The organism is Bacillus sp. S4 (assembly GCF_040838205.1).
Lineage (GTDB): Bacteria > Bacillota > Bacilli > Bacillales > Bacillaceae_G > Bacillus_A > Bacillus_A cereus_U.
Genome location: NZ_JBFPJI010000157.1, coordinates 1 through 7334, shown reverse-complemented (window position 1 = coordinate 7334; position 7334 = coordinate 1). Strand labels below are relative to the sequence as shown.

Below are 7334 nucleotides of genomic sequence, written 5' to 3'. Positions count from 1 at the left end.
TCTCCATACTATAAAAAGCTATAAACAAGAAGATATACAAAGCATTACTGGAAAATATACTCCCATTTATAATATCGGCTATTATGCAGCAGTAGTATATAAAGACGAACCCTATTTTACATACTCTTATAAATACGATAATCATAAAAAAATAATACAAGACAACGGCATTTTAGGAAGACATACTGAGTCATTTGAGAATTTTAATTTAAATTGGTCACTGTTTGACCAATTAGTAGAAGGTATTCATACAAACTTGCAAGGAAGGGGATTAAGTGAAAAGAAGGATTATTCTATACGACACGTTCAATTCATTGATATAGATGATGATAAAAACGGTGCAGAAGCATACGTTGATTTTAAGAAAGATAAAGAATCAAATTACTCATACCGTATAAATAGCGAAGGCAAAGCTTATCAATATAGTTGCAGTAATGGTAAATGTATTTTTAAAGAGAAATAGTGTTAGAAGGATATCCTCCTAACACTATTTTTCTTTATACTTAGGAATACACACAATAAATTCCGTACCATTTCCTTCCTCACTCTCGACTTTTATTTCTCCTTGATGAAGGTCGAGTACTTTTTTTACAATCGCCAAACCTAAGCCACTTCCTCCATAAGCGCGATTCCGTGAAGAATCTGCTTTATAAAAACGTTCAAAAACATGCTGCTTCTGTTCCTCTGATATACCAATTCCATTATCATGAATACGTACTTCCACTAATTTCTTATGTTCTTTTAACTGAATTGTAATCGTACCACCACTTGGAGTAAATTTAATACTGTTATGAATTAAATTGATCCATACTTGACTCATACTTTCTTGATCGGCAGTCATTTTCACTTTTTCTAAATCAAGGTCTAACTCAATTTCTTTTTCAGCCCAAAGCGGTTCACTATTTAATACAACTTGCTTTAACTGCTGATCTAATCGATAAGTCACTCTTTCTGATACATACTCTTCTGATTCTAAAAGTGTTAGCTTTAATAAATTTTGACTCAGTTTAGATAATCTCGTTGTTTCAGTTTCAATAATGGTAAGATAATGCTTTCTTTTTTCCTCAGAAAGATTATTATCTTGTAGCGCTCTAGCAAATCCTTTTATAGAAGTTAATGGTGACTGTATTTCATGCGATACATTCGATACAAATTCCTGGCGCAGTTTCTCCATCGCATTCAGTTCATCTGTCATATCATTTATACTCTTTACGAGTACACCAATTTCGCCATCATACTTTTCTTCATTCCGTATTTTTACAGAGAAGTCCCCTTTTGCAATTTTTTGTATCGGTTCAATGATCGTCCAAATCATCGCCTCTCGCTTCGGTCTCATTAATATTCCGATCAATACCCAAATAAGAACAATAAATACAAAACCGACCATATCACTAATTAGAAACGTAACAAAAGGCGATACGTTTATTTCCAGAGCTTTCATTACACTAGACGATACAAAAAAGGCTATAGACCAAATTATAGTAAGAAAAGTAAAGAGCGCTATTATCGCCCCCATTACTTTTAACATTTTCATCTTACTCATTCGTTTTCTTTGTCTCATTTACTTACCTCTAAGCGATACCCTAAACCCCTTATCGTCTTTATACTAAACTTCGATTGCTCTTCTTGAAACTTTTCACGCAACCGATTAATATGAACGTCTAGCGTGCGTTCATTCCCTTCAAAATCATATCCCCATACGTCTTCAATTAATTGCTCTCTTGAACAAGTTCTTCCCGCTTTAGATCCTAATGTAAAGAGTAACTCAAATTCTTTTAGCGGCAACGTGACCGTTTGTTCTCCGGCGTTAACTTCAAATGTTTTACGATTTAACAGTACATTCCCAACTTGAATAGATTGCGATACTGTAATTTGGTAACGTTTCAATAATGCCTTCACTCTCACAACTAATTCTAGAGGATCAAATGGTTTCACAAGATAATCATCTGTTCCGAGGTGAAACCCTTTTATCTTTTGAGATGTTTCTCCTTTAGCAGTTAGCATCAAAATCGGAATATCATAGTATTTTCTTAATTCAAAACACAAATCAAACCCATCCATATTTGGCATCATAATATCAAGAATCGCCATATCGACTTTCACTTCTTCTATTTTTCGAAGAGCATCTAATCCATCAACGGCCTCATATGTTTGAAAACCTTCTCGTTCCAAAAATACAGAAACAAGTTCTCTAATGTGCGGATCATCATCTACAATTAATATTTTAGGTATCAAGGAATCATATCCTTTCTGCTTAACATACTTTTTAGCACTCTAAAATCAACAATCAGTGAAGTGCTCCCTCACTGATTGTTTTCATTCTATAATGCTCCTTCTTTAATTTTTAACTGCTGCATTGCAAATTCACGGTACATGTCATGTGTACGTAATAACTCATCGTGCGTACCGCTTCCTGTAAGATTCCCTTTTTCAATAAAGATAATTTTATCTGCATCTACAACAGTAGAAAGTCTATGTGCAATAACTAAAGTTGTTCTGCCTTTCATTAAGTTATTTAATGCCTTTTGAACGACAGACTCTGATTTACTATCCAAACTTGAAGTCGCTTCATCTAACATAAGGATTTGCGGATTTCGTAGTAACGCTCGAGCAATCGCAATTCGTTGTCTTTGCCCTCCAGAAAGCTTCACACCGCGCTCTCCAACCTCTGTTGCATATCCGTTTGGTAAATCATGAATAAACGCATCAACATATGCCATAGCTGCTACTTTTTCAATTTCTGCATCCGTCACTTCGCCCTCAACACCGTAGCAAATATTATCACGAATCGTTCCATCAATTAACGGACTATCTTGTGAAACGTAACCAATTTGACGTCGCCATGACTGTAATGAATATGCTGTAATTGGTTCTTTCCCTAATTTTATGAAACCACTAGTTGGCTCATAAAAACGTTCTAACAGCGAGAATAAAGTTGTTTTTCCGCTACCACTTGGTCCTACAATCGCTGTTACTTTTCCAGATTCAATCGTGAAGTCGATATTTTTCAATATTTTCTCTTCTTCGTTATACTCAAAATGTACATTTTCAATAACGATCGGCTGCTTCGCATTTGTAACATTCATACCTGTTTCATGATCTTCTACTTCATATTCTAAAATCGTATTAATTCTTTCGGTTGCACCAATTGCTTTTTGGAACTGAGTAAAGAACATAGATAACTGACTCATCGGCATAATAATTTGAACTAAATACAAAATAAATGCTACAAGTTCTCCTGTTGTTAATGCACCGCTAGAAACTCGCATTCCACCATACCCTACGATAATAACAAGCAATGCCATTAAAACAAACGACATAACTGGTGAAATTAATGCTTGCACTTTTCCTTCTTTCAAACCAAATTGCAATAATTTTTGGATACCTGTATTCCCTGTTTCATACTCTTTTTTTTCCGTATTTGAAGATTTCACTAAACGAATTTCTGATAGTACTTGTGTTAATACACTAGTAAAAGAAGCCGTTTCATCTTGAAGTGCTTTTGAAATCTTATACATTTTCCGTCCAAGTGGAACTAAAATTAGTACCGATAACGGAATAACCGTTAAAAGTAAAATTGTCATTTTCCAGTCTAAAACAAATAATACAATTAATGACCCAATAATTGAGATACCGCCTGTTAATAAGTTTGACAAATGCTCAGAAATTAATGTTTTAACAACACCTGTATCATTTGTCATACGACTAATTGTATCTCCCGTTCTGTTTTGGTCATAATAAGACACTGGTAAAATAAGTACCTTTTTCCACAATCGTTCCCTAAGTCCAGCCACAATTTTTTGTCCAATATAATTCAGTAAATAAATAGACAATCCTGCAGCAATTGTTTGAATAATAAAGAATGCAATTAATCCAACAATTTGTCCCGTACTAATTGAGGAAAGTGAAAAATTATCAACTAAACCTTTTGTCAGCATTGGAATAAACAAACTCGCTCCAGTAGAAAGTAAGCTCATTAGTAATGCAAAAATAAGAATGCCTTTCGGTGGATTTGTATCTTGAATGAGACGTAAAAACTGCCTCCAATTCCCTTTTTTCTTTTCTGTATTCCTAACTTCCATTGTCGTTCATCTCCTCGTTATAAACAAAACTATTATCTCTAAAACTAGAATACGCTATAAATGTAAACTGAATGTAAACACACTTTTTCTATTTTTACAAAATATACATATAAACTCATCTTTACAACAAGTGTAAATATCTGATATTATTACCTGGTACTTATTATTATTCTATGTGAATTATAGATAACTAATTTAAAATACTATATAAATCTCCAGTTATTGAAAGGAGTATCCTTTTTGCAAACAAATACACATTCCGAAAAGGAAACAATCATTTTTATTCACGGATTAGTTGGAAATCGCCGCGCCTTCAAAAAAGAGCATAAACGATTTTCTGCATCCTACAACATTATAACTTATGACTTATTAGGTCACGGCGACGATAAAGGAGAAGCTATCGACTTTTCAATACAGCGCCTCGTAGATCAATTATTGAATTTGTATGAAAAAGAGGGAATTAAAAAGGCTCATATTTGTGCCCTAAGCTATGGCTGTTATATCTCTACGACATTTGCACAAATGCATCCAGAAAAAGTATTGAGCATTTGTCATATTGGTGGACATTATAATAACCCTTCCCGTTTATATAATGTTTTTCAGAATTTTTGGGAAAAACGTGGTGATGAATATTCATCTTGGCTTTCTCAGTATGCTAGTACTATTTTTCCAAGTGGAATACTAAGGGCAAATCCGTTCGCTGTTATTTCACGAAATATTTATTACCGTTTCGGATTACAATTACACTCGTCCATTATTGCTGAGTCATTACGACACCGCTTAGAATTCGACTTGAAATCTAAATTAAAAGCACTTCCCCATCCTATATTATGGGTGATGGGAGAACATGATCATCTCTATAAATCTTGTCTCTTTGATTTGAAGTCCATTCTTCCGAACGTTTTATATAAAGAAATTCCATTAGCAGGTCATGCAGCAAACTTATTCCGTCCAAACTATTTTCATGATTTATATGCTAAGTTTTTGCATGGAAAATTGACATAAAGTGAAACTTTAATCAGCGGAGGTTGTCCCTCCCCCGCTGATTATTATCCCGCAAATAACGGGATAAATACTACTATACTGACAGTTTATCCAACTATGAAAAAGGCTTCCCAAGTTTCCCTGGAAAGCCTTTTCTCTATACGAAAAGTATATAAAATACTTTTTCTTAGTATGCTTTTGTGTAACCTAATAGGTGCTTACTCCAGTAAGAGTTGCTTACAGAGCTAATGCGTACACCAGTTGTGTCAGTTTCTGCACTGATGAACTGTCCATTACCTAAGTAAACGCCCATGTGAGAAGGACCTGATTTATAAGTATTTTGGAAGTATACTAAATCACCTGGTTGTGGATTGCTAGTTTTTGTTTTAGAGCTCCAGTATCCAGCAACTGTTTGACGAGCGCCGTTATGACCAGTTTGATTTAATACGTAGTGAATGAATCCACTGCAGTCAAAACCAGCAGGTGTTGTACCAGCAGTTCTGTATGGTGAACCATTTAAAGATCTTGCGAATCCAGCGATTGAAGATGTGTCTCCACCTGTTGGTGCTGTTGGTTTTTGTACTTGATTCGTACCTTGGTTACCACCAGTAACTACATTGTTCACTCCGCCTTTTACAAACTTCACAAAGTCTGCACTTACGTAACCTGTGCGGCCGTTATGGTTAATTTTATACCAACCATTTTCAGCACCAGTAACGTTTAATACTGAACCGTTTGTTACCCCACCAATTACAGGGTTATATGTAGCTGGACCTGTACGTACTTTTAAAGCTCCTGTATTAACAACATATGAACCACCAGTTTGAACTGTAGTAGTAGTGTTATTGTTGTTTGTAGTTGGTTGCTGTGTTTCGTTAGATACAGCAGAACCACCTTTTGTTACGAAGTCTTTGCTTACGTATCCAGTTCCACCATTGAAGTTAATTTTAAACCAATCTTGAACTTCACCTACAACTTGAACTGTTTTCCCTTTGTTTACAGAACCTAAAACAGTATGAGATGCACTTGGGCCTGTACGTACGTTTAGTGAAGAAACGTTTACTGTGTAAGTACCTGTTCCTTGTTGAACAGTAGTTCCTTTATTGCCACCAGTTGTTACGAAGTCCCCACTTACATAACCTGTTTGACCATTTACACTAACTTTGAACCAACCGTTTTCTTGTCCAATTACTTGAAGTGCTTGACCTGCTTTTACTTTAGAAATAACGTTATGTCCTGTACCAGCACCTGAACGTACATTTAATACATCAGCTGTTACTGTGTATTTTAATTCAGAAGTTGTTTCTACCTTTTTTGTTTCAGTTACAGTCGTTTGAGTTTGTGTTTGAGTTTGTCCATTAATTTCTTTTAGCGCATCATTTGAAACTTGTGCATGAGCAGAATCCATTCCTGGAACTGCTACGCCTACTACAGATGCTGCTGCTAAACCTGCGATTACTTTTTTCATAAGTTGTCTTTACTTCCTTTCCCTACTATCCTCTTGAGAAAAACTATAAACTTAGTACTTTACAATATTATCAAAGTAAAATATTCATCTAGTTCCATTTTTTAGCAAGAGTTTTATTTTTCACACGTCGTTCATTTTAAACGATTGAGGTGACTTCCGTGTGAACTTCATGTGAACTTTACCATTAAACTGTGTGTTTTTGCAACGATTTTTTCGAATTTCTTATGTATCACATGAAAATTTAACATCTCATTCGTTATCCTAATATAGAATTCACACTTTCTATCTAACATAAAAATTCGATTAATCTAATACAAAACACAATATTATTTTCTAGAAAGTTCTTTTTCATGAGGCACACTCTTATCATGACAAAAAACACTTTATTTATCAATAGTATAATATTTTAAAAAAATGAATTCTCTATACTATGTATGATTTTAAACAAAGTGATGATTTGTAAGATTTCCCCCCCCCACTCGAGAGCATTCCCATTCCAAAAACACCATTGACTATTTTGTTTCCCTGCTAAATATGGAATTATTAGGGTTTTATTGATAGAATATGTATAATCACATGAAAAGAGGAGTTGCATTCGTGGAAAAAATAATAGACGATCACATAAATAATAATATCGAACTTTACTATGCTCTTACTCACCTATTATCGTTTACAACATTAAAAAAGGTAACAATCATTGAAACAAAGAAAAACGAACTAAAAGAGCAAATGAAAATAATTCAGTACAAAAAACCATACCACGTATAAAAAGGTGAACAGATTTTATCTCTGTTCACCTT

The 7334-nt window shown here is 34.3% G+C and carries 6 protein-coding genes; 2 read left to right on the top strand and 4 right to left on the bottom strand.

Annotated features, from left to right (window positions below; all coding sequences use genetic code 11):
* Nucleotides 1–463: DUF3139 domain-containing protein (locus tag AB3X48_RS14645; protein WP_367959695.1), on the top strand; the 463-nt coding region annotated here is incomplete at its 5' end.
* A 24-nt stretch (nt 464–487) separates the two neighbouring features.
* On the opposite strand, the gene hitS is transcribed toward AB3X48_RS14645, so the two are convergent.
* The 3 genes from hitS to AB3X48_RS14630 form a co-directional block, all read right to left on the bottom strand.
* The gene (gene hitS / locus AB3X48_RS14640; protein WP_016104567.1) at nt 488–1561 is read right to left on the bottom strand and encodes an envelope stress sensor histidine kinase HitS; all 1074 of its coding nucleotides are present in this window, start codon (nt 1559–1561) and stop codon (nt 488–490) included.
* Entirely contained in the window at nt 1558–2235 is a 678-nt protein-coding gene (hitR, locus tag AB3X48_RS14635; RefSeq protein ID WP_002158263.1) for an envelope stress response regulator transcription factor HitR, read from the bottom strand. Before hitR ends, hitS begins: the two co-directional genes overlap by 4 nt.
* An 86-nt stretch (nt 2236–2321) precedes the next feature.
* Nucleotides 2322–4082 (bottom strand): ABC transporter ATP-binding protein, encoded by a 1761-nt coding sequence (locus tag AB3X48_RS14630; RefSeq protein ID WP_016104566.1) that lies wholly within the window; start codon nt 4080–4082, stop codon nt 2322–2324.
* Nucleotides 4083–4322: 240 nt separating this feature from the next.
* Here AB3X48_RS14630 and AB3X48_RS14625 point away from each other — a divergent pair, with 240 nt between their 5' ends.
* Nucleotides 4323–5087 carry an alpha/beta fold hydrolase gene (locus tag AB3X48_RS14625; protein WP_002141349.1) on the top strand — a complete coding sequence of 255 codons (765 nt, stop codon included), beginning with the start codon at nt 4323–4325 and terminating at the stop codon, nt 5085–5087.
* Nucleotides 5088–5253: 166 nt separating this feature from the next.
* On the opposite strand, the gene entFM is transcribed toward AB3X48_RS14625, so the two are convergent.
* The gene (entFM, locus tag AB3X48_RS14620) at nt 5254–6534 is read right to left on the bottom strand and encodes an enterotoxin EntFM (protein ID WP_016104565.1); all 1281 of its coding nucleotides are present in this window, start codon (nt 6532–6534) and stop codon (nt 5254–5256) included.
* Nucleotides 6535–7334 lie beyond the last annotated feature (800 nt).